The 23,180-nt window shown below is 58.2% G+C and carries 23 protein-coding genes, 3 tRNA genes and 1 pseudogene; 20 read left to right on the top strand and 7 right to left on the bottom strand.

Annotated features, from left to right (window positions below; all coding sequences use genetic code 11):
* The first annotated feature begins 67 nt into the window (after positions 1–67).
* The 6 genes from ACIP1X_RS21230 (at position 68) to ACIP1X_RS21205 (ending at position 6,363) form a co-directional block, all read left to right on the top strand.
* Positions 68–144, top strand: a tRNA-Asp gene (locus tag ACIP1X_RS21230).
* Positions 145–237: 93 nt separating this feature from the next.
* A tRNA-Asp gene (locus tag ACIP1X_RS21225) sits at positions 238–314 on the top strand.
* Between the two features lie 474 nt (positions 315–788).
* Entirely contained in the window at positions 789–3,620 is a 2,832-nt protein-coding gene (locus ACIP1X_RS21220; RefSeq protein WP_400754871.1) for a xanthine dehydrogenase family protein molybdopterin-binding subunit, read from the top strand.
* A complete protein-coding gene (locus ACIP1X_RS21215; RefSeq protein WP_053118958.1) occupies positions 3,613–4,152 on the top strand; it encodes a (2Fe-2S)-binding protein in 540 nt (179 codons plus the stop codon). The genes ACIP1X_RS21220 and ACIP1X_RS21215 overlap by 8 nt, the downstream gene beginning before the upstream one ends.
* Positions 4,153–4,154: 2 nt before the next feature.
* Positions 4,155–5,390, top strand: a complete 1,236-nt coding sequence (locus ACIP1X_RS21210) for a cytochrome c (RefSeq protein WP_053118960.1) — start codon at positions 4,155–4,157, stop codon at positions 5,388–5,390.
* A 1-nt stretch (position 5,391) separates the two neighbouring features.
* Complete coding sequence (locus ACIP1X_RS21205) at positions 5,392–6,363, top strand: XdhC family protein (RefSeq protein ID WP_400754868.1); 972 nt, start codon at positions 5,392–5,394, stop codon at positions 6,361–6,363.
* 149 nt (positions 6,364–6,512) lie between these two features.
* Here ACIP1X_RS21205 and ACIP1X_RS21200 read toward each other — a convergent pair whose 3' ends face one another.
* A complete protein-coding gene (locus tag ACIP1X_RS21200) occupies positions 6,513–7,796 on the bottom strand; it encodes an NAD(P)/FAD-dependent oxidoreductase (RefSeq protein ID WP_400754865.1) in 1,284 nt (427 codons plus the stop codon).
* A gap of 183 nt (positions 7,797–7,979) precedes the next feature.
* Here ACIP1X_RS21200 and ACIP1X_RS21195 point away from each other — a divergent pair.
* Together ACIP1X_RS21195 and ACIP1X_RS21190 are read left to right on the top strand one after the other, a co-directional pair.
* Positions 7,980–8,056: transfer RNA gene (locus tag ACIP1X_RS21195), tRNA-Val, on the top strand.
* Positions 8,057–8,876: 820 nt separating this feature from the next.
* On the top strand, positions 8,877–9,332 hold the full coding sequence (locus tag ACIP1X_RS21190) for a DUF2214 family protein (protein ID WP_053118966.1): 456 nt from the start codon (positions 8,877–8,879) through the stop codon (positions 9,330–9,332).
* Positions 9,333–9,552: 220 nt separating this feature from the next.
* On the opposite strand, the gene csrA is transcribed toward ACIP1X_RS21190, so the two are convergent.
* Complete coding sequence (gene csrA / locus ACIP1X_RS21185) at positions 9,553–9,747, bottom strand: carbon storage regulator CsrA (RefSeq protein WP_003179932.1); 195 nt, start codon at positions 9,745–9,747, stop codon at positions 9,553–9,555.
* 250 nt (positions 9,748–9,997) lie between these two features.
* Between csrA and ACIP1X_RS21180 the strand changes: the two genes are divergently transcribed.
* Positions 9,998–10,366 (top strand): SPOR domain-containing protein, encoded by a 369-nt coding sequence (locus tag ACIP1X_RS21180; protein ID WP_400754862.1) that lies wholly within the window; start codon positions 9,998–10,000, stop codon positions 10,364–10,366.
* A gap of 86 nt (positions 10,367–10,452) precedes the next feature.
* On the top strand, positions 10,453–11,352 hold the full coding sequence (locus tag ACIP1X_RS21175; RefSeq protein ID WP_400754859.1) for a siderophore-interacting protein: 900 nt from the start codon (positions 10,453–10,455) through the stop codon (positions 11,350–11,352).
* A 53-nt stretch (positions 11,353–11,405) separates the two neighbouring features.
* Here ACIP1X_RS21175 and ACIP1X_RS21170 read toward each other — a convergent pair whose 3' ends face one another.
* The 3 genes from ACIP1X_RS21170 to ACIP1X_RS21160 form a co-directional block, all read right to left on the bottom strand.
* A complete protein-coding gene (locus ACIP1X_RS21170) occupies positions 11,406–12,098 on the bottom strand; it encodes an endonuclease (RefSeq protein ID WP_053118972.1) in 693 nt (230 codons plus the stop codon).
* Positions 12,099–12,102: 4 nt separating this feature from the next.
* On the bottom strand, positions 12,103–12,372 hold the full coding sequence (locus tag ACIP1X_RS21165) for a DUF1654 domain-containing protein (protein ID WP_400754879.1): 270 nt from the start codon (positions 12,370–12,372) through the stop codon (positions 12,103–12,105).
* A gap of 198 nt (positions 12,373–12,570) precedes the next feature.
* Positions 12,571–13,659, bottom strand: a complete 1,089-nt coding sequence (locus ACIP1X_RS21160; RefSeq protein WP_400754857.1) for an asparaginase — start codon at positions 13,657–13,659, stop codon at positions 12,571–12,573.
* Between the two features lie 350 nt (positions 13,660–14,009).
* Between ACIP1X_RS21160 and ACIP1X_RS21155 the strand changes: the two genes are divergently transcribed.
* From ACIP1X_RS21155 to ACIP1X_RS21120, 8 genes are all read left to right on the top strand, one after another.
* Complete coding sequence (locus tag ACIP1X_RS21155) at positions 14,010–14,456, top strand: hypothetical protein (protein WP_400754854.1); 447 nt, start codon at positions 14,010–14,012, stop codon at positions 14,454–14,456.
* Between the two features lie 198 nt (positions 14,457–14,654).
* Positions 14,655–15,611: a sugar ABC transporter substrate-binding protein gene (locus ACIP1X_RS21150; RefSeq protein WP_400754851.1), complete on the top strand. Its 957-nt coding sequence runs from the start codon at positions 14,655–14,657 to the stop codon at positions 15,609–15,611.
* Positions 15,612–15,667: 56 nt separating this feature from the next.
* The gene (locus ACIP1X_RS21145) at positions 15,668–17,221 is read left to right on the top strand and encodes a sugar ABC transporter ATP-binding protein (protein WP_212544419.1); all 1,554 of its coding nucleotides are present in this window, start codon (positions 15,668–15,670) and stop codon (positions 17,219–17,221) included.
* The gene (locus ACIP1X_RS21140) at positions 17,218–18,195 is read left to right on the top strand and encodes an ABC transporter permease (protein WP_053118984.1); all 978 of its coding nucleotides are present in this window, start codon (positions 17,218–17,220) and stop codon (positions 18,193–18,195) included. The genes ACIP1X_RS21145 and ACIP1X_RS21140 overlap by 4 nt, the downstream gene beginning before the upstream one ends.
* A gap of 9 nt (positions 18,196–18,204) precedes the next feature.
* Positions 18,205–19,224, top strand: a complete 1,020-nt coding sequence (locus ACIP1X_RS21135; protein ID WP_400754848.1) for a LacI family DNA-binding transcriptional regulator — start codon at positions 18,205–18,207, stop codon at positions 19,222–19,224.
* A gap of 24 nt (positions 19,225–19,248) precedes the next feature.
* Positions 19,249–20,166 carry a ribokinase gene (gene rbsK / locus ACIP1X_RS21130; RefSeq protein ID WP_400754845.1) on the top strand — a complete coding sequence of 306 codons (918 nt, stop codon included), beginning with the start codon at positions 19,249–19,251 and terminating at the stop codon, positions 20,164–20,166.
* Positions 20,163–20,567: a D-ribose pyranase gene (gene rbsD, locus ACIP1X_RS21125; protein ID WP_007913481.1), complete on the top strand. Its 405-nt coding sequence runs from the start codon at positions 20,163–20,165 to the stop codon at positions 20,565–20,567. Before rbsK ends, rbsD begins: the two co-directional genes overlap by 4 nt.
* Before the next feature lie 31 nt (positions 20,568–20,598).
* Positions 20,599–21,627 (top strand): nucleoside hydrolase, encoded by a 1,029-nt coding sequence (locus ACIP1X_RS21120; protein ID WP_053118992.1) that lies wholly within the window; start codon positions 20,599–20,601, stop codon positions 21,625–21,627.
* A gap of 148 nt (positions 21,628–21,775) precedes the next feature.
* Here the strand turns inward: ACIP1X_RS21120 and ACIP1X_RS21115 are convergent, their stop codons facing one another.
* Positions 21,776–21,982: a hypothetical protein gene (locus tag ACIP1X_RS21115; RefSeq protein WP_400754843.1), complete on the bottom strand. Its 207-nt coding sequence runs from the start codon at positions 21,980–21,982 to the stop codon at positions 21,776–21,778.
* A gap of 132 nt (positions 21,983–22,114) precedes the next feature.
* Here ACIP1X_RS21115 and ACIP1X_RS21110 point away from each other — a divergent pair, with 132 nt between their 5' ends.
* Together ACIP1X_RS21110 and ACIP1X_RS21105 are read left to right on the top strand one after the other, a co-directional pair.
* The gene (locus tag ACIP1X_RS21110; RefSeq protein ID WP_159814881.1) at positions 22,115–22,420 is read left to right on the top strand and encodes a hypothetical protein; all 306 of its coding nucleotides are present in this window, start codon (positions 22,115–22,117) and stop codon (positions 22,418–22,420) included.
* 167 nt (positions 22,421–22,587) lie between these two features.
* On the top strand, positions 22,588–22,905 hold the full coding sequence (locus ACIP1X_RS21105; protein ID WP_400651562.1) for an I78 family peptidase inhibitor: 318 nt from the start codon (positions 22,588–22,590) through the stop codon (positions 22,903–22,905).
* A gap of 72 nt (positions 22,906–22,977) precedes the next feature.
* On the opposite strand, the pseudogene ACIP1X_RS21100 reads toward ACIP1X_RS21105, so the two are convergent.
* Positions 22,978–23,180, bottom strand: a pseudogene (locus ACIP1X_RS21100) (cold-shock protein); the annotation flags it as partial.

The following is a 23,180-nucleotide window of genomic DNA, read 5'->3' as shown; positions in this document are numbered from 1 at the left end:
TATCTTTACCTACTCCACGATCTTCAGATATATAAAGAACGTAGGCTGAAAGTGCCTGCACCGACGCGCAGCGGTAGTTCAGTCGGTTAGAATACCGGCCTGTCACGCCGGGGGTCGCGGGTTCGAGTCCCGTCCGCTGCGCCATATTGTACAAATCAGACTTGTCTGGTTTGCGATTGAAAAGCACCGAAGCTTTCAATCAAAACGAGTTACTTGAGCGCAAGCTCAAAGCGATACGCAGCGGTAGTTCAGTCGGTTAGAATACCGGCCTGTCACGCCGGGGGTCGCGGGTTCGAGTCCCGTCCGCTGCGCCATATCTGCTTCAAGGATCACTGAACGCCTTGAAGCACCGAAAGCAACCGTTGGTTGACTCGGAATCGATAGCAAAGACCCTGGTCGAAAGACCGGGGTTTTTTGTGTCTGAAATTTGACCTCCGCTCCCATCACGCAACCCGGCTCCCTGTAGGAGTTGCGGCACGCTGCGATCTTTTGATCTTGATCGTAAAAAACAGGATCAAAAGATCGCAGCCTCGTTTCACTCGACAGCTCCTACAGGGGATGCCTGTAACCATCCTGCGGTGCCACGTCGCATTGTCTTTTTTGATTCTTTAGTCAGAAATTTGTATCTGGTTGTTTGCTGCGAGCGCAGAAACCTTTAAAGTTAACCTTTCGGTCAGCTTTGCACTGTCATTTCGTCCTTCGTTTAGCCAAGAAGGGCTTCTGCAAGACTCGAGATTCCCCAGTAGATAACCAGAAGGGCGGATGTATAACCGTCCAGAGGATGATCCATGTCCAACCGTGAAATAACCCGGCGCTCGTTCCTCCAGGGCGGGCTGGTGGCGGGTGTGAGCGTCACGCTTACGCCGCTCAGCACCCAGGCGCTGGCTGCCTTGATGGAAAACAGCGTGACCGTGCCGTCCGAAAAATGGCTCGGCAACAACGGCAAAGCGCGCCAGCGTAACGATGCCTTGTCGAAAGTCTGCGGCAGCAAAGTCTTTGCCCGCGACATCCGTTCCAAGGACATGCCGGGCTGGCCCGAGCAGCAAGGCCACGCCATGCTGCTGAAAACCATCAAGGCCGACCATATCTATGCCGGTTACGACCTGTCGTGGCTTGGCGCCGATCTGCAGCCTGACCGCATCGTCACCGCTGCCGATCTGGACAAGGACGGTATCGTCTTCCCTGAGGAACATGCGCCGGATCCGCTGCTGCCTGAAGGCAAAGTGCCGATGTTCATCGGTCACCCGGTAGCGATCCTGATCTGGAACGACTTCGAGCGTTTCCGTCAGGCCAAGAACAAACTCAAATTCAATGACAAAGCGATTCGTTACGGCGCCAAAGTGCCGTTCTACGAAGGCGATCCCTACGGCAGCTTCCGCTACGTGCGCGTGGGCGGCCCGACCTCGGCAGATGAAGACGAATTCGCCAGCCTCAAGGATTCGATCCTGTTCCCGATGCTGAAAAACCGTCGCCCGGTGTGGAATTCCCAGCCGAACCTGCACGGTAATCTCACCGAGCGTGGCCTGTTCTACGCCGATCGCATGAAGGGCCAGATCAGCACGCCGCCAGACAACTGGCTGGTGTTCGATGAGCGCTACAAGACGCCGTCGATCGAACCGGCCGCCATGGAGCCGGACAACGGCAACGGCTGGTACGACCCGAAAACCAAGACCCTGCATTTCGTGGTGGCTACCCAGTGCCCATTGGAAGCGGCGACCGAGACCGCGAAAATGATTTCGCCGTCGCGCTTCGGCCTGGACAACCTGAACATGCACCCGGGTTACACCGTGGGTTACGGTTCCAAAGACCACAACATCTTCGTTTACTACGCAGCCCTCGCTGCGCTGTACGGCGCCGGTGTGCCAGTGCGTCTGGCCAACGATCGTTACGAGCAGTTCCAGAGCGGCATCAAGCGTCACCCGTTCGACATTCGCTACCAGTTGGCCGTGGACAAGAACGATCAGACCTTCAAGGTTTTCCTCGCTGATATGAGCGTCGACGGCGGTGGCCGGATCAACTACAGCCCGTCAGTAGCCGCTGTGGGCGCCACGGCTGCGCAGTCGATTTACTACATGCCGCAGAACGACCTGCAAGTCACCGCGTATCACTCGCGTGGTGTTGAAGCGGGTTCGATGCGCGGTTACGGCACCCTGCAAAGCATGGCGGCGACCGAAATGATGGTCGACGAAATCGCCGATCGCCTGAACGTGGATGCCATCGAACTGCGCCGCAAAAATGCGCTGCGTTCGGGGATGAAAAACACCCAGGGCGCGATCCCGGCCGGTGCTCTGCGTCTGCACGAGATTCTCGACAAGGCCGCTGCACACGAAGTCTGGAAAAACCGCGACGCGATCAAGAAACAACGCGAAGCCGCTGACCCGGATAACTGGTACGGCGTTGGTTTCGCCATCTGCCAGAAAGACTTTGGCACCGGTTCTGAAGCGCCGATGGCCAGCATCGAATTCACCGCTGACGGTCGCATCACCTTGCGCCACATCGGTATCGAAATCGGCACCGGCATGTCTACGTCGCAAGCCTTGGTCGTCGCCGATTTCCTCGGCAGCCCGGCCCACGAAGTGAAGACTGGCGAAACCGAATGGAAGGAAATGCAGCTGATCACCAGCGGCAACCCTTACATCATGAGCCAGGCCGACCAAGATAACCTGCTGCGCAACCCGCGCTGGGTCGGCAAGTTGGCCTCGGCGTCGTCCGCGACCAACTCGGCTTACTACTTCAGTCACGCCACCCGTGAAGCAGCCCGCGTGTTGTTCAACAACGGTTTGTGGCCGGCGGCCATGGAGATCTGGCGTCAGGGCCCTTACGGCGGCCAAGCCAACCCATACGTTGTGCGTCGCGAAGATGCGCACTGGGTGGATGGCAAGCTGACTGCCAACGGCATGCAGCCGCTGACCTTCGAAGAATTGGCCAAGCACGCTCACGAGCGTGGTCTGGTCACCGGCGCCACCGTTCATGCGTTCAACCGCTGGAGCTGGGCTGAGGCCGAATACAGCATCGACGGCGTGCGCGAGCGTCTGCCGCTCGACGGTCTGGCGGTGAAATACGGTGATGGTGCGCCGAAAGCCAAGAAAGCGTTGATGACCACGTCTGGTTTCCATCTGCTGGATCGCCAGAACATCAACTACCCGGTTGTTCAGTTGAACAACGCTGCCGTGACTTACTACAGCCCGGTCGCCACGCTGGTCGAGCTGAAGGTCAACAAAGGCTCGCTGGAAGTTGAAGTGCTCAACCACCATTCGTGGGTCGAGTGCGGTCGTGTGTTGGTTGAAGAATTAGTCAAGGGCCAGCTCGAAGGCGGTATCGCCATGGGCATCGGTCACGCACTGATGGAAGAGATGCCGCTGTACGAAGGCGGGCCGGGGGAGGGTGACTGGAACTTCAACCGTTACCGTCTGCCGATGGCGCGTCACGTTGCCGTGTGGAAACAGACGTCGGAGATTCTCCCGGCACTGTCGCCGAGCGATCCGTCCAAAGGCATCGCTGAAGTGGTGATGATCCCGGTTGTCGGGGCCATCGGTAACGCCGTGGCGCATGCCATCGGTAAACGTGTTCGCGATCTGCCTATCACTCCAGCGCGCATCAAGGAGGCCCTCAATGGCTAACCGTCCGCTTCAACTGACCCTCAATGGTCAATCCGTCGGCCCGGTGGACATCCCTGATGACCTGCCGATGATCGACTACCTGCACGAATACAAAAACCTCACCGGCTCGCGTCTGGGCTGCGGTCAAGGCATCTGCCACGCTTGCGTGGTGATTGTCGATAACCCGGACGGCACCAGCGAAGAAGTGCGCACCTGCATCACCGGCGCGCATTACTTCGAAGGCAAGAAAGTCCGCACCATCGAATCCCACGCCAAGCGTGACGAAGCGGGCCAGGTCACTGAGCTGAACCCGATCCAGCAACGTTTCGTCGATGAGTTCGCCTTCCAGTGCAGCTACTGCGCGCCAGGCTTCGTCAACGCCGCGACCGTGCTGGTCGAGAAGCTGCAACGCCAGCCGACCGTGCAAAGCAAACTCGAGCAAGTCATCGAAGACAGCCTCGGCCATCACATCTGCCGTTGCACCGGGTACGTGCGTTACTACAACGCCACCCGCAACGTGCTGACCGATCTCGGCCTGGTAAAGGAGGGTTAAGCATGAAGCTTTTTCTGACCCGACTGACCCTGGCGGTCGGTCTGGCTGCGCCGGTGTTGTTTGCTCACGCCGATGATCAGGTCAAACGCGGCGAGTATCTGGCTCGCGGCGCTGACTGCATGGCGTGCCACACCGCACCGGGCGGCGCGCCGTTTGCCGGCGGGCTGCCGATCGTCTCGCCGTTCGGCACGATCTACGGCACCAACATCACGCCGAGCAAAGAACACGGCATCGGTTTGTACAACGATGACGAGTTCTTTGCAGCGCTCACCGAAGGCAAGCGTCGCGACGGTGCGAACCTGTATCCGGCGATGCCATACACCTCGTATCACCTGATGCCGCGCGAAGATTCGGACGCGATCCATGCGTACCTGAAAACCATCGAGCCGATCGAGCGCGCTGCACCGGTCACCAGTTTGAGCTTCCCGTTCAACGTGCGTCTGGGCCTGATGGGCTGGAACGTGCTGTACGGCAAAGCCCTGAAACTGGAGCCGGCCGAAGGCAAAAGTGAAGCGTGGAAGCGCGGCCAATACATGGTCGAAGTGCTCGGCCACTGCGGCGAATGCCACACGCCACGCGGCCTGCCCGGCGCGATGGAACTGGACAAGCGCCTGACGGGCGGCATTCTCAATGGTTATCTGGCGCCAAGCCTGCTGGCCACTGATCTGGCCGCGCGCGGCTGGAACGAACAGGATCTAAGCACGTTCCTCAAGCACGGCATGAGCGCACAAGGCACGATGTTCAACGAGATGTTCCCGGTGTTCCACAACAGCACTCAGGGTTTGAGCGATCAGGATCTGGCGGCGATGGCGACGTTCCTGCTTGGCGACAAACCGCCGGCAGCCAAAGCGCTGGTTGAAGTGCCGGTCGAGAAACTCAGCGCCAGTGCCCAGCGCGGTCAGCAGGAATACCTGAACGTCTGCGCCGGTTGCCATGCGGTCGGTGGCGAAGGCAAACCGCACATCGCGGTGGCCATGCGCGGCAACACCACGCTGCGTCTGGAAGATCCACGCAACCTGCTGCGCGTGATCGAGGACGGTATCGGCGAGCAGAAATTCTCTGGCTTCGAGCGCATGCAGCCGATGCCGGGTTTCGCCGACAAACTCAAGCCTGAACAACTGACCGATCTGCTCAACTACCTGCGTCAAGGTTGGGGTGGTCAGTCGGCTGAACTGGCAGTGAGCGACGTGCAGAAGCTGCAAGCTGACGCACCGTCCATCGAGCACAAGGCGCACTGACATGCAGCATCTCGATCTGCAAGTGGTTCGGCGAGCGCTGGAGTGGTCGGTGGCGGGGCAGCGCATTTGGCTCTGCACCGTGCTGACCACCTACGGCTCGGCGCCGCGCGCGCCGGGTTCGCTGCTGGCGGTGAACGAAGGCGGGCAGTGGATCGGGTCGCTGTCGGGTGGCTGCGTCGAGGAAGACTTTCTTGAGCGCGTCGCCGAAGGTGCATTTCTCGATGCGATCAACGTCGTGCGTTATGGCGAAGGCGACGATCCGCGCTCGCGGGTCAGCCTGCCGTGCGGCGGCATTCTCGACGTACTGGTTGAGAAATTTGACGCTGACTGCGAGGTGCAGGCGCATCTGCGTGAGTTGGAATCGGCGCTGCTTGGTCAGCGTCGATTGATTCGCGAGGTCGATCTGGCCAGCGGTGCGCGCAGCCTGTTCGCTGATCGCGAGCAGGGTGCGCGCATCGAGCGTGAGATTGATCGGGTGCGTATCCGCATCGGCGCGGCGCAACGTTTGTTGCTCGCCGGCTATTCCAGCGTCGCGCAGGCGTGTGCCGAATTTGCTGTCGGTCTCGGCTTTGAAGTGATTCTCTGCGATCCGCGCGATGAAGTGCTTGAAGGTGTGGTGCTCAATGGCGTGGAAATTCGTCGGCAACTGCCATCGGTGTTTATTGCCGATGGTGGCTGCCACCGTGATACGGCGGTGGTGGCGCTGACACATGATCCGCGCATTGACGATCTGGCGATGATGGAGGCAGTGCGTACCGAAGCGTTCTACATTGGCGTGATGGGTTCGCTGCAGACATCGCAGAAACGCTTTGAGCGCCTGCACCGGATTGGTGGGCTGGGGGAGAGTGAGTTGGCGCGAATTCATGCGCCGATCGGGCTTAACCTTGGCAGCAAGACGCCGGCGGAGATTGCCTTGGCGGTACTCGCCGATATCCTGCGGATTCGTAGCGGTATCGCTCGCGACCAGCTCTGATCCGGAGCCTGTCGAAATCTATTGTGGTGAGGGGATTTAGCGAAACGTCGCACCGCCCCGATGGACTGCGTAGCAGTCCCATTTTATGGGGCCGCTGCGCGACCCATCGGGGATAAATCCCCTCACCACAGGGTTTCCATAGCTCGAATTTAAAAACCGTACTTATCCCGCAACCCGTAATACCAAGCCCCTAACGCCGCAAACGGCGTGCGCAACATCTGCCCGCCCGGGAACGGGTAATGCGGCAAATCCGCAAACGCATCAAAACGCTCAGCCTGACCGCGCAATGCCTCAGCCAACACTTTGCCGGCCAGATGCGTATACGTCACGCCATGACCGCTGCAGCCCTGCGAGTAATAGATGTTGTCACCCAGCCGCCCAACCTGCGGTAAACGCGACAAGGTCAGCAGGAAGTTTCCTGTCCAGGCGTAATCAATCTTCACATCCTTGAGCTGCGGAAACGCCTTGAGCATTTTCGGACGGATGATCGCCTCGATGTTCGCCGGATCCCGGGCGCCGTAAACAACGCCGCCGCCGAAGATCAGACGCTTGTCGCCGGTCAGTCGGTAATAGTCGAGCAAGTAGTTGCAGTCTTCGACGCAGTAATCCTGCGGCAACAGCGCTTTCGCCAGCTCATCACCCAGCGGCTCGGTGGTGATCACTTGCGTACCGCACGGCATCGACTTCGCTGCCAATTCCGGCACCAGATTGCCGAGGTAAGCGTTGCCCGCGACGATGATGAACTTGGCCCTCACCTTGCCCTGCGGCGTATGCACGACCGGGTTAGCGCCGCGCTCGATACGCACAGCGGGCGATTGCTCATAAATGCTGCCGCCCAACGACTCCACAGCGACCGCTTCGCCTAGCGCGAGGTTCAGCGGATGAATGTGCCCGCCGCTCATGTCGAGCATGCCGCCGACATATTGATCACACGCCACCACTTCGCGAATGCGGCGCTGATCCAGCAGTTCAAGCTGCGTATGGCCAAAGCGCTCCCACAGGCGCTTCTGCGATTCCAGATGACCCATCTGCTTGGCAGTCAGCGCGGCAAACACGCCGCCGTCCTTCAAGTCGCACTGAATGTTGTACTTGGCCACACGCTCACGAATGATCCGCCCACCTTCAAACGCCATCTGCCCGAGCAGTTGCGCCTGCTTCGGACCGACGCTGCGCTCGATCACATCAATGTCGCGGCTATAACTGTTAACGATCTGCCCGCCATTGCGCCCCGATGCGCCAAAACCGACCTTGGCCGCTTCCAGCACCGTCACGCGAAAACCGTTCTCCAGCAGAAACAGCGCCGAGGACAGCCCGGTGTACCCGGCGCCGATCACACAGACGTCCGTCTCCACGTCATCCTGCAAAACAGGACGGGGCGGTACGGCATTGGCCGACGCAGCGTAATAAGACTCTGGGTAAGGGGTGTTCGCCATCCTGCAGCCTCTGTTTAATATATTTTACGAGTGCATCGATCCTACCCGAGTTGAAAAACCTCCGCCAGCCACCGGAAAATCCTCGTCGCCGAGCCGAAATTAAATATTTTGCATATTCATAGGGTTAGGTGAAAAAAAGGTGTTGACACCCCTCCGGAATTCCGTAGAATGCCGCCTCACAGCAGGCACGTAGCTCAGTTGGTTAGAGCACCACCTTGACATGGTGGGGGTCGTTGGTTCGAGTCCAATCGCGCCTACCAAACAAAATCCGCTCTGCTGGGCGGTCTAGAAGGGCTCACCGAAAGGTGGGCCCTTTTTTGTTGTCTGCGATTTGCAAAACTTTTGCAAAGCCCGTTTTGGAGCGAGGATCTTCGCCAATCCTGACTGCTGCCACAGACAGATCCGGTCGATTTTTTACTCTACGCTGCAAACCCAGCGATGGTTATGCCGGTAGGGCGCTCGGATGAATGCAACGTCTGATACCAGAGTCATGCCGCGTTGCTGGAGCGCTTCGGTCAGTTGTACGAGTGTCTCTGCTTCGATAGTCATTACTGCACCTCGTCAGATTTACTGCGTTCACAATTCTTGACCGAATGCCGAATCAGGTAATTCATTTTTTCTGCCTGAGTGAGTTGTTCGGCGTGGAAAGTGATTAAGTCGAATGCAGTCGACCTTTCCAAGGAATCTGCTCCCGGGTTGCTCGTAAAAACTGGTCGAGTTGTGAATCTATAAATTCAAACCAATCCTTGGTAAGCGATCACCGTTCGTCGCCGAGGCCATGAAAAATAATTCGTATATTGAATGGGTTACGGTTTTATTTAACCAACCGGTTATCAAAAACACCTTGTTACAGACTGTGAATTTCAGTAACATTCGCCCCGCGTTCACCACCACGGTTTATGCATTTTTAAATCCCAAGCTTCCATCAGCTGCTTGGGATTTTTTTTGCCTGCGATTTGGCTTCTCCCTTCTTCTTGCGCAAGGACGTAACAAGTCCCACGTACCTGCGCGAGCAAACCCCTACTTTTTCGACTACTACTGACTGGCCGATTTTCTACTCTTGCTGATGGGAGTGTCTCGATGCTGGTTCACTGGTTTCTTGCAGCGGTTCATCTACTGGCGTTTGCCCTGGGCTTCTGGGCGGTACTGACGCGCGGGACGGCGTTCAGTCGACTCGCTGCCGGAACCGGAGAGGTGAAGCGGGTTTTGCTCGCTGACAATCTATGGGGCGTCTCAGCGTTGATCCTGCTGATCACCGGCGGGATGCGTGCCTTCGGTGGGTACGAAAAAGGCACCGACTATTACCTGCATCAGCCGCTGTTCCATCTGAAGATGACGTTGTTTGTGCTGATTCTGCTGATGGAGCTCGCGCCAATGATTACGTTGATCAAATGGCGGATCGCTTTGGCAAAGGGCAAGCCGATTGATACCGGGCGGGCAAAAATCTATGCACGAATCAGTCACGCTGAAGCGCTATTGCTGGTGCTGATGGTTGTCGCCGCAACAGGAATGGCGCGAGGGGTGACGTTCGGCTAGGAGGGCGGATTCCCCGTGCTCTCTCGGAAACGTCCGACATCCAGCCTTAAGATTGGCGGGTAGTATCGGATTCAACAGAGGGCAGGGTGGATCAAGCGGGGCGGGAAAGCATATCAAGCGCCGTGCCCAACGAAGTGGGGGTGGATGGCAGGACGGCGCATGAATCTTTAGCCAGTCATTGCGCGCGGGCAAGCTAACTGGCTACTGACTGCTGTGAGGCTCAGGGCGTCTGTGGCTTGTCCGGTGCGGTCAGGCCAGCTTGAATGCGCTGATAGATCTCTTCACGGTGTACGGCAACGTTCTTTGGAGCGTTGATGCCGATGCGAACCTGTTGGCCGCTTACGCCCAGAATGGTGATCGTAATGTCATCACCAATGTTTATGCTTTCACCGACTTTGCGGGTGAGTATCAGCATGGTCTTCTCCTTGATTGCTTTGTAGGGCACCTGATTCAGACAGTGCAGAGGTCGGTGGTACGTATAGATTAGTGCGAAGTCTCACAGTTTGGGTGCCTCTTTCTGACGCGCAGATGCGGCATTAATTCCCAGGGCGTAACTATACAGAGGCTGCAATCATCATTCTCGTTGTTTTGTGCCCATTTTGCGGGGCTCGCGAAGTATTTTTGAATGTTAAGATCGCGCCTTTGAGAATTTCGAGGAAAGCGTTGTGCGCAAATTGGTCTGGATGGTCGCGGCACTGGTATTGGCCGGGTGTGGTGAAGGCAAAAACGTTGAGGCACCGAAACCACAAACGGCAGCAGTGACGGCGCCAGCAGCGGCGGCTGCACCGCAATGGGATCTCGAAGTGCGCGGCGAAACCCCGCAGGCTGTCAGCGACCTGAGCGGCTGGTTGATCGAGCACGCTTTCATCCCGACGGTGATCAAAGACAGCAGCGGCAAACCGCGCATTCTGATCGGCCCGTTCAACTCGCAAGCCGACGCCGAAACGCGAAAAGTAGAAGTGGATGCGGCATTGGTAAAAGCCAAGAAACAAAATATTGAATCGGTGGTGATCGAGCACCCGATCACGCCGTAAGCCTGCCTTTCAGTGGAGCGACCTAAAGGTCATCGGATCTGACTCGTCTTATACGAACCAGTCACGATTTCCCAAAGGAGCTCCGCATGGCCTCCAATCCCTACAAGCTGTTCGATGTCACTCTCCAGCGCAAAACCCAGCTGAGCCCGCACATGATGCGGATCACCCTGGTTCATCCCTCGGTCAACGACATGGCCACCTGGGCGCCGGATCAACGGGTGAAACTGTTTTTCCCTGCGGCCGACGGTTCGCCGGCCAGACTGGCTCAAGGTGAAGGCTGGTACGCGCGCTTCAAGGCAATGATTGCTGATCGACGTCCGGCGATGCGCACCTACACCATTCGCCATTTGCGCGCCGAACAAGGCGAAGTGGATATCGATTTCGTCCTGCACGGCGAAACCGGCCCGGCCTCGCGTTGGGCGCTTCGTGCGCAACCGGGGGATTCGATGCAGATCCTTGCCCCCGACCGGCGCTTCTCGGCCAATGACGCCGGAGGCTTCGAATGGAAGCCGCCGCAGACCCTTAATCAGGTTCTGCTGGTTGCCGACGGCACCGCGTTGCCGGCTGCCATGGGCATTCTTGATGTGTTGGCCGCGAAAGCCGCTCCGCCCCAGACTCAAGCGTTCTTTGAAGTCGACAGCGCTCAGGACATGCTGCCAGTTCCCGATTGGCCGGGGCTGACCGTGGAGTGGCTGATCCGCGAGAAAACCACCGCTGGTACATTGATGGTTGAGGCGGTGCAAAAAGCCGTCCCGCCCATCAACACCTCAACCGTCGGCCAGGCTGTGGAGCTCGCCGAGGTTGATATTGACAAAGAAATACTCTGGGAAATCGCCGAAACCGCCGCCGAAGGTTTTTACGGCTGGATCGCTGGAGAAAGCGCGGCAGTGATGAGCTTGCGCAGGTACCTGATCAAAGACTGTGGCATCCCGCGCGAGTCGCTCAATCTGATGGGTTACTGGCGCTACAACAAGGCCGGCAGCTAGCCACAAAAAAGGCCTCGAACATCACGTTCGAGGCCTTTCTTTTGCGTGTTCGATCAACCGCAGGCTTTCATATTCACCGGGCCGACAAACTCATTGCCGCGCCCCATCACGCACGCCACGCTTTGATTGCGTTGACGCTCCCAGTCTTGCACCGGGTAGGTCTTGTCCCACGCTTCGTACAATTGCCGATCCTGTTTCGATATGCGCAAGCCGTATTGCTTGCTCATATAGAAATAGGTGCGGGCGATCATGCCGCGAATCGATGGGCGGGGCATGACCTTCTTTGCTTTGAAATCGACCTGGGTCAGGCACGAACCGTATTGACCGGATTGCACCGGCAGCCAGCCGTAGCTGAAGTTGCTGCGGTCACCGTTGACCTCGCCAATGCTCGGCACCAGGTTGTGCAAATCGGCTTCAGCCTTCTGATAGGTCGGGTCGTAGCGCGTGCAATTCTTGCGGCCGCCGTCCTGCCAGCATTGGCGCTGATGGCCAATCTGCCAGGCCGGGACGATGTGTTCCCACTCGATGCGCGACGCACGCTTGGCGTTCTTGCGCGGCACATAACCGCAGGCCTTCAAGTCCACTTTGTTGCCGGAGTATTTGCACCCGCAATAAAACTCCGTGGACTGTGGCGCGTAGAGCTTCCACGCAGCCTTCTTGGCTTCAGAAAACGTGCGTGGCGCTCCGGCCTGTGCGCCAAAAGCGATGAACGACAACAACAGCAAAACAAAACAGCGGACACTCATTGAATCAATCTTCCTTCGGCACAACCCAAAAAATCTGCACGCCACCATCGTCGCGATAGGCGAGGGTGACGTTGTCGTTCTCGTCGATTTCCTCAAGCAAGCGCTCCCACTCATCCATCGGCTCGTCCGGCAAACGGAAGATCAGTGCGGCTTTGGCTTTTTGTGCGGTAGGGGAATTGATGATCTTTTGAACGCGGATACCCATGCGTTCAAAGGCGTCAGGAGCATCAGGGGAGGTGGCCACGAGGTTATCCTTATTAAGCTGTACGTGCATACAGTATTTAACTGTAGGCATTTTCGCAACTGCTTAAAATTCAAGAAAATCCTCTGACAGCGGTTTTTTGATTTTAATGTGAGGCGAGTCGATTTTTTTGTAGGAAAGATGCAGAAGGGTCGTAAGCCTCACACCACTCGCCCGGTAAACGAGTGGTGTGAAGTGTGCCCGATCAAGAGAAGACCGGGCGAAGGTCAATCAGTATTCCCAGAACATCCGCTGCAGCTCTTTGCTGTCGTTGGTTTTGGTCAACGCGACCATCGCCAGAATGCGGGCTTTCTGTGGGTTCAGGTCGTGAGCAACCACCCAGTCGTACTTGTCGTCAGGCTGTTCGGCGTTGCGCAGAACAAAACCGCCGGCGTTGACGTGGGACGAACGAATGATTTGCACCCCTTCCTTGCGCAGCTCTTGCAGCGCTGGCACCACGCGGGAAGACACCGAACCGTTGCCCGTGCCGGCATGGATGATTGCTTTGGCGCCGGATTGGGCCAGGGCTTTGTAGGCCGTATCGCTAACGTTGCCGTAGGAATAGGCGATTTCTACGTCAGGCAGGCTCTTGATGTTCTTGATATCGAATTCCGAATCCATGGTGTGGCGCTTGGCTGGCAAGCGGAACCAGTAGGATTTGCCTTCAACGACCATACCCAGCGGGCCCCAGGCGCTTTTGAACGCTTCGGTCTTGATGTTGATCATTTTGCTGACGTCGCGACCCGACTGGATCTCGTCGTTCATGGTCACCAGTACGCCTTTGCCGCGCGCGTCTTTGCTGCTGGCCACGGCCACCGCGTTGTACAGGTTGAGCATGCCGTCGGCGGACATGGCGGTGCCTGGGCGCATCGAACCGACAACGATGATCGGCTTGTCGGTCTTCTCGACCAGGTTCAGGAAGTACGCGGTTTCTTCGAGGGTGTCGGTACCGTGGGTGATGACGATGCCGTCGACGTCTTTGCTGTCAGCCAGTTCGGCGACACGACGACCGAGTTGCAGCAGGTTGTCGTTGGTGATGCTTTCGGACGCGATCTGCATGACTTGTTCGCCACGCACGTTCGCCAGTGTGCTCAACTCGGGAATGCCGGCGATCAGTTGCTCGACGCCGACCTTGGCCGCCTGATACGTCGCGCTGTTGGCGGCGCTGGCACCCGCACCGGCAATGGTGCCGCCCGTGGCAAGTACCACGACGTTGGCGAGTTTTGCCTGGGTTTCGACTTCTTTTGCCTGAAGGGCGGTGGGCAGGAGCATGAGGAGGGCCAAAGCGCCCGGAACCAAAGTGTTGAAAGCAGATTTCATTATTTTTCTCTCTAGTAGTGAGACGGTGCTGATGCAGGTTCATCTAGATGCGCCCCGGCCGATCTGGATGCCGGGGTGCAGGGGTAGGGAGCAGGATCTGTACCATTCGTACTGTGCGGGAGAAAAATGTTTAAGTTTATGATTTATATCAGTATTTATTCGATCGATAGCGTGTCGTAACCAAGTGCATATCCGGCTTTCCGAACAGAGCCGGCTTTTATGTTCGGCTCACCGAAAAGCATGGCGGTGTTGATTGCCTGTCGGGAGTCCGACGTTTCCAGCGTCTTATTAAAGAAAGCGTCAGGCAGGCCGATGCCTGTTCAAGGAATCCATTTTTTCAGGAGTTTCACATGACACTGACAGTCGGTTTTGCCAACCCCGGCGCGGTCACCATCGGTGGTAAAACGGCGGCAACGATCGATGCGCTGGCCAAAGCGGATGCAGAAGCGTCACCCAATGCAGTGGGCAAGGAAGAGGCTGATAGCAAAACGGTGAGAACCGGTGGGCCGGCGCAGGAAGAGAGCAAGGCTGAAAGCGGCGGCAATCAAAGCGTCACCATAAAACTGCTGCTCAAGCGCATGCAGGAACTGCAAAAGCAGTTGCAGGAACAACAGCAGCAATTGGCCGCTGCGCAAGCCGCGAGCTATTCAACTCCGGAAGCCAAGGCCACCATTGTCATGTCGATTCAAGGGCAGATCGCCGATACCAATGCCGCACTTATGCAAGTGGCCGGCAGCCTGGTCAAAGAGTTGGCCAAGGGTTCGAGCACCGGCAGCGTGGTCAATACCACGGCATGAGAAGAGGGCGAGTCAGATGACTTGCCCTGCCGAAAAATACTATTTTCTGTTTGTTGACAAATGTCGGCGGGATTCGCATAGTTCGGTCTACGCAAACGTTTGCGCGGCTTTATCGGCTGGTTTCCCTTGTAGGGAAGACCACGCAGCTTACGCCAGCGCAACCTTTGCTCACAATAATCATAAGATCGGAGTGAACCCATGAAGCTGCCATTCGCTGGACGTCTTCTTGCTGTCGCTATGCTGGCTGCCACCGCCGCCGCGCTACCTGTCTCCTCGGCGTTCGCCGAATCTGTCGAAAAACCTAAAGTCGCACTGGTCATGAAATCCCTGGCCAACGAATTCTTCCTGACCATGGAAGACGGCGCCAAGGCCTACCAGAAAGAACACTCCGCCGATTTCGACCTGATCTCCAACGGCATCAAAGATGAAACCGATACCGCCGGCCAGACGCGCATCGTCGAGCAGATGATTCTCGCCAAGGTCAACGCATTGGTGATCGCGCCGTCTGACTCCAAGGCCATGGTGCCGGTGATCAAGAAAGCCGTCGATGCCGGTATAACCGTGATCAACATCGACAATCAGCTTGATCCGGCCATCGTCAAAAGCAAAAACATCAGCGTGCCTTTCGTAGGCCCGGATAACCGTAAAGGCGCGCGTCTGGTCGGTGAATACCTGGCCAAGCAGCTCAAGGCCGGTGACGAAGTCGGCATTATTGAAGGTGTGTCGACGACCACCAACGCCCAGCAACGAACCGCGGGCTTCAAGGACGCGATGGACGCGGCGCAGATCAAAGTGGTGTCGCTGCAATCCGGCGACTGGGAAATCGACAAGGGCAACAAGGTTGCCGCCTCGATCCTCAGCGAATACCCGGACGTCAAAGCACTGCTGGCCGGTAACGACAGCATGGCCGTTGGCGCCGTCTCCGCCGTACGTGCCGCCGGCAAGGCTGGTCAGGTGCAGGTCGTTGGTTACGACAACATCAACGCGATCAAGCCGATGCTGAAGGACGGTCGTGTGCTCGCCACTGCTGACCAGTTCGCTGCCAAACAAGCGGTATTCGGCATCGAGACTGCGCTGAAAATCATCAAAGGCGAGAAAGTCGACAGCGGCCCGAATGGCGTGATCGAAACGCCGGTCGAGCTGGTCACCCAGTAAGTCTTCTGGCGGCACAACGGCGCTCGTCCGTCCGGGCGAGCGCATGGAGAGTTTTTATGTCAGTTTCCGCCCCGAACGCTGTCCTCTCGGTCAGCGGTATCGGTAAGACCTATGCGCAACCGGTGCTGACCGGCATCGAGTTGACGCTGATGCGCGGTGAAGTGCTGGCGCTGACCGGCGAGAATGGCGCCGGCAAAAGCACCTTGTCGAAAATCATTGGCGGACTGGTCACTCCGACCACCGGCCAGATGCAGTTTCAGGGCAAGGACTATCGCCCGGGCAGTCGTACTCAGGCCGAAGAGCTTGGCGTGCGAATGGTCATGCAAGAACTCAATTTGTTGCCGACCTTGTCGGTGGCGGAGAACCTGTTTCTCGACAACCTGCCGAGCAACGGTGGCTGGATCAGTCGCAAGCAACTGCGCAAAGCGGCGATCGAAGCGATGGCGCAAGTCGGCCTCGACGCGATCGATCCGGACACACTGGTCGGCGAGTTGGGCATCGGTCATCAGCAGATGGTTGAAATCGCCCGCAACCTGATCGGCGATTGCCATGTGCTGATTCTCGACGAGCCGACCGCGATGCTGACGGCGCGCGAAGTCGAAATGCTCTTTGAGCAGATCACCCGATTGCAGGCGCGCGGCGTCTCGATCATCTACATTTCCCATCGCCTCGAAGAGCTTGCTCGTGTGGCGCAGCGCATTGCCGTGCTGCGTGACGGCAATCTGGTCTGCGTCGAGCCGATGGCCAATTACAACAGCGAGCAACTGGTCACGCTGATGGTCGGTCGCGAACTGGGCGAACACATCGACATGGGCGCGCGCAATATTGGCGAGCCGGCGTTAACGGTCACCGGCCTGACTCGCTCCGACAAGGTTCGCGACGTTTCCTTCGAAGTGCGCGCTGGCGAGATCTACGGGATTTCCGGATTGATCGGGGCAGGGCGCACGGAACTGCTGCGGCTGATCTTCGGTGCGGATCTTGCCGACAGCGGCACCATCGCCCTCGGTTCGCCCGCCAAAGTAGTCAGCGTGCGTTCGCCGGTTGATGCTGTGCGCAACGGCATCGCGCTGATCACCGAAGATCGCAAGGGCGAAGGGCTGCTGCTCAGTCAGTCGATCAGTGCCAACATTGCGCTGGGCAATATGCCGGAAATTTCCAGTGGCGGCGTCGTTAATAACAGCGACGAAATCGCCTTGGCCAAGCGTCAGATCGACGCCATGCGCATCCGCAGTTCGAGCCCGACACAGCTTGTTTCAGAGTTGTCCGGTGGCAACCAGCAGAAGGTGGTGATCGGCCGTTGGCTGGAGCGCGATTGCTCGGTACTGCTGTTCGACGAGCCAACCCGAGGCATCGACGTCGGCGCCAAATTCGACATTTATGCATTGCTCGGCGAACTGACTCGCCAGGGCAAAGCGCTGGTGGTGGTCTCCAGTGACCTGCGTGAGTTGATGCTGATCTGCGACCGCATCGGCGTGCTGTCGGCGGGGCGCCTGATCGACACCTTCGAGCGTGACAGCTGGACTCAGGATGATTTGCTTGCCGCCGCATTCGCCGGCTACCAAAAACGTGATGCGTTGCTCAACGAAGCGGCGCCTAGGGATCTCCCATGAAAACTGCATCTCCTGCCAGCAAACGTAGTGGCAATTTCTACGGTCTGGGCACTTATCTGGGCCTGGCCGGGGCTTTGCTGGCGATGATTGCGCTGTTCTCGGTCTTGAGCAGCCATTTTCTGTCCTATAACACTTTCAGCACGTTGGCCAACCAGATTCCGGACTTGATGGTGCTGGCGGTCGGCATGACGTTCGTGCTGATCATCGGCGGCATCGACCTCTCAGTGGGCTCGGTGCTGGCGCTGGCGGCGTCGACGGTCAGCGTGGCGATTCTCGGTTGGGGCTGGGGTGTGTTGCCTTCGGCGTTGCTCGGCATGGCAGTGGCAGCACTGGCCGGTACCGTCACCGGTTCGATCACCGTGGCCTGGCGCATTCCGTCGTTCATCGTCTCCCTCGGTGTGCTGGAAATGGCTCGGGGTCTGGCCTATCAGATGACCGGGTCGCGCACCGCGTACATCGGTGACTCGTTCGCCTGGCTGTCGAATCCGGTGGCGTTCGGTATCTCGCCGTCGTTCATCATTGCCTTGCTGGTGATCATCATTGCTCAGGCGGTTTTGACCCGCACCGTGTTCGGTCGCTACCTGATCGGCATCGGCACCAACGAAGAGGCCGTGCGCCTCGCCGGGATCAATCCGAAGCCGTACAAGATTCTGGTGTTCAGTCTGATGGGGTTGCTGGCCGGTATCGCGGCGCTGTTTCAGATTTCGCGTCTGGAAGCGGCGGATCCGAATGCCGGTTCCGGCCTTGAGCTGCAAGTGATTGCGGCCGTGGTCATCGGCGGCACCAGCCTGATGGGCGGACGCGGTTCGGTGATCAGCACGTTCTTTGGCGTATTGATCATCTCGGTGCTGGCGGCGGGTCTGGCGCAAATTGGCGCGAGCGAGCCGACCAAGCGCATCATCACCGGTGCGGTGATCGTCATTGCCGTGGTACTCGACACTTATCGCAGTCAACGCGCCAGTCGACGGGGCTGAGAAAGACTTATGGCAACGATCAAGGATGTGGCGGCGCTCGCGGGGATTTCCTACACGACCGTGTCCCATGTGGTGAACAAAACCCGGCCAGTCAGCCAGGAAGTGCGGCTGAAAGTCGAGGCGGCGATCAAGAGCCTCGACTACGTGCCGAGTGCCGTGGCGCGCTCACTGAAAGCCAAAACCACTGCGACCATCGGCCTGCTGGTGCCGAACAGTCTCAACCCGTACTTCGCCGAACTGGCGCGGGGCATCGAGGATTATTGCGAGCGCAACGGCTACTGCGTGATCCTCTGCAACTCCGACGACAACCCGGAAAAGCAGCGCAGCTACTTACGCGTTCTGCTGGAAAAACGTATCGACGGTTTGATCGTCGCCTCCGCCGGGGGTGACAGCGGTCTGGCGCAAGGATTGGCCGGCGTTAAAACGCCAATGGTCATCGTCGACCGGGGACTGGACGGTGTCGACGCCGATCTGGTGCGCATCGACCACGAATACGGCGCTTACCTCGCGACTCGCCACCTGTTGGAATTGGGCCATCGCGACATCGCCACCATCGGCGGGCCGGCGAATACCAGCGTGGCGCAGATGCGTCAGGCCGGTTATTGCCGGGCGCTGAAAGAGGCCGGTATCGAAGTCCGGCAGCAACGCATGCTGGAAAGCGATTTCACCAGCACCGGCGGCTACAACGCGGCGGCGATCCTGCTCGAAAGCAATCCGCCGAGCGCAATTTTCGCCGGTAACGACATGATCGGTATCGGCGTGTTGCGTGCGGCGGCTGAGCGCAACGTGCGCGTGCCGAGCGAGTTGTCGGTGATCGGCTTCGACGATATCCAGATGAGCCGTTACGTGTACCCGGCGCTGACCACCGTCGGCCAGTCGATCCTGCAACTGGGCGAGATGGCCGCGGAAGTACTGCTGCGAAGGATTGCCACCCCGAATCTGGGCACCGATCAACGCATCGTGACCCCGAGTATTGTCCTGCGCGAATCGACCGCGCCGCTGTCCGGCGTGTTCACCGAATACCGCTGAAACCGAATTGACGAGTAGTGATGTATGCCAGCAAATGTAGTGGTAATAGGCAGCCTGAACATGGATCTGGTGACCCGGGCGCCACGCCTTCCCGTCGGCGGTGAGACTCTGATCGGTCATTCCTTCGCCACGGTTTCCGGCGGCAAGGGTGCCAATCAGGCCGTCGCTGCTGCCCGGTTGGGCGCGCAGGTGGCGATGGTCGGTTGCGTGGGCAGCGATGACTATGGCGTGCAATTGCGCGACGCCTTGCTGGCCGAGCAGATTGATTGCCAGGCTGTGAGTGTGGTCGAGGATTCCAGTGGTGTGGCGTTGATTGTGGTCGATGACAACAGTCAGAACGCCATCGTTATCGTCGCCGGGGCCAATGGCGCGATGACGCCTGCGGTGATCGACCAGTTCGATGCGGTGTTGCAGGCGGCCGACGTGGTCATCTGCCAACTGGAAATTCCCGACGCAACCGTGGGCCATGCGCTCAAGCGTGCCCGCGCACTCGGTAAAACCGTGATCCTCAATCCGGCACCGGCTAGCCGCCCGCTGCCCGCTGACTGGTTCACCGCCATTGATTACCTGATTCCCAATGAAAGCGAAGCGACCGCGTTGAGTGGATTGCCGGTGGACTCGCTGGAGTCCGCAGAAAAAGCGGCCAGCCACCTGATCGCCATGGGCGCGGGCAAAGTCATCATCACCCTCGGCGCGCAAGGTTCGCTGTTCGCCAACGGTCAAAGCTTCGAGCATTTCCCGGCGCCGAAGGTGAAAGCCGTCGACACCACTGCGGCGGGGGACACCTTTGTCGGTGGTTTCGCCGCTGCGCTGGCCGCTGGCAAGTCCGAGGCCGAAGCCATTCGCTACGGGCAGGTTGCCGCCGCGCTGTCGGTCACTCGCGCTGGCGCGCAACCGTCCATTCCCACCCAATCCGACGTACAGGCGTTTAAACCCGCATGAAAAAGACTCCTCTGCTCAACGTCGCCCTGTCGCGACTGATCGCCTCCCTGGGCCATGGCGACATGGTCGTCATCGGTGACGCCGGGCTGCCGGTGCCGCCGGGTGTCGAGCTGATCGATCTGGCGCTGACCCATGGCGTGCCGGATTTCGTCAGCACGCTGAAAGTCGTGCTCAGCGAGATGCAGGTGGAAAGCCATGCGCTGGCTAAAGAAATTTTCGACAAGCAACCGACGGCGCTGAATACGCTGGACGCGTTGAACGAAGAGGGCGCTTTGGGGCGCCGCGATCTGCTCAGTCATGAGCAATTCAAGGTGCTTAGCCGACAGGCGCGAGCGATTGTTCGTACGGGCGAATGCCAGCCGTACTGCAACATCGTGCTGGTCGCCGGGGTCACCTTCTAACTTTTGATTTCACCAGCACAAGGAATGCGCCATGCAACGCTATGCTCAGAAACTGCACCATTTGCTCCGGAGTCTGCTGCTTTTGTCCGTCATCACTGCCACCGGCGCTCAGGCGGCGGAAAAAATCGACCTGATCATCGACACCGACCCGGGTGCTGACGACGTGGTCGCTTTGCTGTTCGCACTGGCCTCGCCAGAAGAACTGAACATTCGCGCGCTGACCACCGTTGCCGGCAACGTGCGTCTCGACAAAACCTCGCGTAACGCACGTCTGGCCCGCGAGTGGGCAGGGCGAGAGGATGTGCCGGTTTACGCCGGTGCACCGAAGCCGCTGATGCGCACGCCGATTTACGCCGAGAACATCCATGGCAAGGAAGGCCTGTCGGGTGTCACCGTGCATGAGCCGAAAAAAGGCCTGGCGCAAGGCAATGCTGTCAACTACTTGATCGATACCCTGAAGAGCGCCAAGCCGCACAGCATTACCATCGCCATGCTCGGCCCGCAGACCAACCTGGCTCTGGCGCTGATCCAGGAGCCCGAGATTGTGCAGGGCATCAAGGAAGTGGTGATCATGGGCGGTGCGCACTTCAATGGCGGCAACATCACCCCGGTGGCCGAATTCAACCTGTTTGCCGATCCGCAAGCGGCTGAAGTGGTACTCAAAAGCGGCGTGAAACTGACCTACCTGCCACTGGACGTGACCCACAAGATCCTCACCAGTGACGCGCGTCTGAAGCAGATCGCTGCGCTCAACAACAATGCGAGCAAGATTGTTGGCGACATCCTCAACGAGTACATCAAAGGCGATATGGAGCATTACGGCATCCCGGGTGGCCCGGTGCATGACGCTACCGTCATCGCTTACCTGCTCAAGCCTGAGCTGTTCACCGGTCGTTCGGTGAATGTCGTGGTTGATAGCCGTGAAGGCCCGACTTTCGGCCAGACCGTTGTTGACTGGTATGACGGCCTGAAAGCGCCGAAGAATGCCTTCTGGGTTGAAAACGGTGACGCTCAGGGCTTCTTCGACTTGCTGACCGAGCGTCTGAAGCGCCTGAAATAAAGCATTCGCACTCGCGGAGGGCGCGTCGTCGGTAAGGCCGTCTTCGCGAGCAAGCTCAGCTCCTACAAATTCACGCAGTTTTGTAGGAGCCGAGCTTGCTCGCGAAGAGGCCCGCGCAGACGCCCTAAACCTTTACTCCAGCGAGAGTTCACGCCTTCTCTGCGTGCTCGACTTTTTCAGTCGGGTAACGCTCAAAAATCTGCTTGATGAATTGCTTGGCCGCTTCCGTGCCCAACTCTTTGACCAATAGATCGATGCCAATCAGCGCCAGCTCTTCTGTCGTCCCCGGACTATAGGAGCTGTGTCCGTCTGCCCATTTGGCTTTGATGTCGGCGTCGATGCTGATGGTGGTCATGAGGTGCGCTCGAAAAGTCGGGAAGTCTGTGTGCCGAGTTAACCATTTTGTCGGGCGTTTGGCACTGCGACTTAGGCATGAGCGGAGCGCTATGCGACACTTGGTCTTTTCCGGCTTTCCAAGGATCGTGCTGTGCAGATCGATTTGAATACCCCTGACGGCCTTACGCTCGACGCGGTGCGCCAGTTGCTCGCTTCAGCCAGTGATGACGAACATACGCAACTGCGCGTAACCAAGGGCGGCATCGCTTACCTTTCTTCGGGCATTACCGGTGGGCAGGACATCGACGGACTGTTGTTTCGCCTCGAAACCTGGGCCAAGGGTTCGGGCTATGTGGGCAATGTCGCGGCCAGTGATGAGGTGTGGGTGATGCAGATTTTCAACGCGCTCAAGGACAACTGGCCGAATCCGCCATTTGACTACATCGACGTCTATTGAACGCCGTTAATATTCAGTCACGATTGATTGATGAATACATGAACGCCGCTCAGGCACACTCGGCGTTTTTCCGATCGTGGGGCAGGGTGATGGCATCGGCCGTGAAACCAAACGCCGGAATGGCGGTCGCACGATCTCAGCTTAACTTTTTGAAATAAGGAGGCTTCATGCCTTTGAAGTTCGCGACACTGGGTGCACTTATGGCCGCTGCCATGTTAGCCGGTTGCAGCACGACCTCCAGCGAGTCGGCAAAGGATTCCGTGGCGACCGAAGCCGGTCACAGCCGCTGTGATGCTTCGGCAGCGCAATTCACCATCGGCAAGAAAGCCTCGCCGGAACTGCTGGAGCAAGCCCGCACCAAAGCAGGCGCGCAGAATGCCCGCTTTCTCAAGCCGAACGACATGATCACGCTTGAGTACCGTTCCGATCGCTTGAACCTCAACACCGACAACAACCTGGTGATCACCCGCGTCAACTGCGGCTGATTTAACAAGGCTTTTGTTGCAGGCATAAAAAACCCCGTCACATGGACGGGGTTTTTTTAGTGCGCCGAGAAATTACTCTGGGCGAACCTGTGCAGCTTGCATACCCTTTTGGCCTTTCTCAGCCACGAAGGAGACGGTCTGGCCTTCTTTCAGGCTTTTGAAACCGTCGGATTCGATAGCTTTGAAGTGTACGAACAGGTCGTCACCGCCACCTTGAGGAGTGATGAAGCCGAAGCCTTTTCATCGTTGAACCATTTAACGGTGCCGGTTTGGCG

Source organism: Pseudomonas sp. NPDC088885, from assembly GCF_044750025.1.
GTDB lineage: Bacteria > Pseudomonadota > Gammaproteobacteria > Pseudomonadales > Pseudomonadaceae > Aquipseudomonas > Aquipseudomonas rustica.
Note: the sequence above shows the minus strand (reverse complement) of the source record. Positions and strands in the feature narration are given on the sequence as shown.

Bases quoted from the DNA above. Each gene is read 5' to 3' on its own strand.
- ACIP1X_RS21175 (WP_400754859.1), top strand. From the start codon at position 10,453: ATGGCCTCCAATCCCTACAAGCTGTTCGATGTCACTCTCCAGCGCAAA.
- ACIP1X_RS21205 (WP_400754868.1), top strand. From the start codon at position 5,392: ATGCAGCATCTCGATCTGCAAGTGGTTCGGCGAGCGCTGGAGTGGTCG.
- ACIP1X_RS21120 (WP_053118992.1), top strand. From the start codon at position 20,599: ATGCAACGCTATGCTCAGAAACTGCACCATTTGCTCCGGAGTCTGCTG.
- ACIP1X_RS21210 (WP_053118960.1), top strand. From the start codon at position 4,155: ATGAAGCTTTTTCTGACCCGACTGACCCTGGCGGTCGGTCTGGCTGCG.
- ACIP1X_RS21160 (WP_400754857.1), bottom strand. From the start codon at position 13,659: ATGAAATCTGCTTTCAACACTTTGGTTCCGGGCGCTTTGGCCCTCCTC.
- ACIP1X_RS21165 (WP_400754879.1), bottom strand. From the start codon at position 12,372: ATGCACGTACAGCTTAATAAGGATAACCTCGTGGCCACCTCCCCTGAT.
- ACIP1X_RS21190 (WP_053118966.1), top strand. From the start codon at position 8,877: ATGCTGGTTCACTGGTTTCTTGCAGCGGTTCATCTACTGGCGTTTGCC.
- ACIP1X_RS21145 (WP_212544419.1), top strand. From the start codon at position 15,668: ATGTCAGTTTCCGCCCCGAACGCTGTCCTCTCGGTCAGCGGTATCGGT.
- rbsK (WP_400754845.1), top strand. From the start codon at position 19,249: ATGCCAGCAAATGTAGTGGTAATAGGCAGCCTGAACATGGATCTGGTG.
- rbsD (WP_007913481.1), top strand. From the start codon at position 20,163: ATGAAAAAGACTCCTCTGCTCAACGTCGCCCTGTCGCGACTGATCGCC.
- ACIP1X_RS21155 (WP_400754854.1), top strand. From the start codon at position 14,010: ATGACACTGACAGTCGGTTTTGCCAACCCCGGCGCGGTCACCATCGGT.
- ACIP1X_RS21150 (WP_400754851.1), top strand. From the start codon at position 14,655: ATGAAGCTGCCATTCGCTGGACGTCTTCTTGCTGTCGCTATGCTGGCT.
- ACIP1X_RS21105 (WP_400651562.1), top strand. From the start codon at position 22,588: ATGCCTTTGAAGTTCGCGACACTGGGTGCACTTATGGCCGCTGCCATG.
- ACIP1X_RS21200 (WP_400754865.1), bottom strand. From the start codon at position 7,796: ATGGCGAACACCCCTTACCCAGAGTCTTATTACGCTGCGTCGGCCAAT.
- ACIP1X_RS21140 (WP_053118984.1), top strand. From the start codon at position 17,218: ATGAAAACTGCATCTCCTGCCAGCAAACGTAGTGGCAATTTCTACGGT.
- ACIP1X_RS21115 (WP_400754843.1), bottom strand. From the start codon at position 21,982: ATGACCACCATCAGCATCGACGCCGACATCAAAGCCAAATGGGCAGAC.
- csrA (WP_003179932.1), bottom strand. From the start codon at position 9,747: ATGCTGATACTCACCCGCAAAGTCGGTGAAAGCATAAACATTGGTGAT.
- ACIP1X_RS21220 (WP_400754871.1), top strand. From the start codon at position 789: ATGTCCAACCGTGAAATAACCCGGCGCTCGTTCCTCCAGGGCGGGCTG.
- ACIP1X_RS21170 (WP_053118972.1), bottom strand. From the start codon at position 12,098: ATGAGTGTCCGCTGTTTTGTTTTGCTGTTGTTGTCGTTCATCGCTTTT.
- ACIP1X_RS21135 (WP_400754848.1), top strand. From the start codon at position 18,205: ATGGCAACGATCAAGGATGTGGCGGCGCTCGCGGGGATTTCCTACACG.
- ACIP1X_RS21215 (WP_053118958.1), top strand. From the start codon at position 3,613: ATGGCTAACCGTCCGCTTCAACTGACCCTCAATGGTCAATCCGTCGGC.